Source organism: Bacillus cereus group sp. BfR-BA-01309 (genome assembly GCF_022664315.1).
Classification (GTDB): domain Bacteria; phylum Bacillota; class Bacilli; order Bacillales; family Bacillaceae_G; genus Bacillus_A; species Bacillus_A mobilis.
Map to the genome: position 1 here is coordinate 1 of NZ_JAKUHE010000060.1, position 527 is coordinate 527.

Here is a 527-nt window from a genome sequence, read left to right on the forward strand (position 1 = left end):
AAAGTGCGGGTGAAGGGAGTCGAACCCCCACGCCAAAGGCGCTAGATCCTAAGTCTAGTGCGTCTGCCAATTCCGCCACACCCGCATATTTTGTTAAAATGGTGAGCCATGAAGGATTCGAACCTTCGACCCTCTGATTAAAAGTCAGATGCTCTACCAACTGAGCTAATGGCTCTTAATGGCTGGGCTAGCTGGATTCGAACCAGCGCATGACGGAGTCAAAGTCCGTTGCCTTACCGCTTGGCTATAGCCCATTAATTAAGAATGGTGGAGGGGGGCAGATTCGAACTGCCGAACCCGAAGGAGCGGATTTACAGTCCGCCGCGTTTAGCCACTTCGCTACCCCTCCGACATATATGGTGGAGGATGACGGGATCGAACCGCCGACCCCCTGCTTGTAAGGCAGGTGCTCTCCCAGCTGAGCTAATCCTCCATTTTGCCTGGCAACGTCCTACTCTCACAGGGACAAGGTCCCAACTACCATCGGCGCTAGAGAGCTTAACTTCCGTGTTCGGTATGGGAACGGG

The 527-nt window shown here is 53.9% G+C and carries 5 tRNA genes and 1 rRNA gene; all 6 read right to left on the reverse strand.

Features of this window, described 5'->3' with window-relative positions:
• Positions 1-4 precede the first annotated feature (4 nt).
• Positions 5-85, reverse strand: a tRNA-Leu gene (locus MR115_RS29540).
• 14 nt (positions 86-99) lie between these two features.
• Positions 100-175: transfer RNA gene (locus tag MR115_RS29545), tRNA-Lys, on the reverse strand.
• A 4-nt stretch (positions 176-179) separates the two neighbouring features.
• A tRNA-Gln gene (locus MR115_RS29550) sits at positions 180-254 on the reverse strand.
• Between the two features lie 11 nt (positions 255-265).
• Positions 266-349: transfer RNA gene (locus MR115_RS29555), tRNA-Tyr, on the reverse strand.
• An 8-nt stretch (positions 350-357) separates the two neighbouring features.
• Positions 358-433: transfer RNA gene (locus MR115_RS29560), tRNA-Val, on the reverse strand.
• Positions 434-438: 5 nt separating this feature from the next.
• A 5S ribosomal RNA gene (gene rrf / locus MR115_RS29565) occupies positions 439-527 on the reverse strand; the annotation flags it as partial.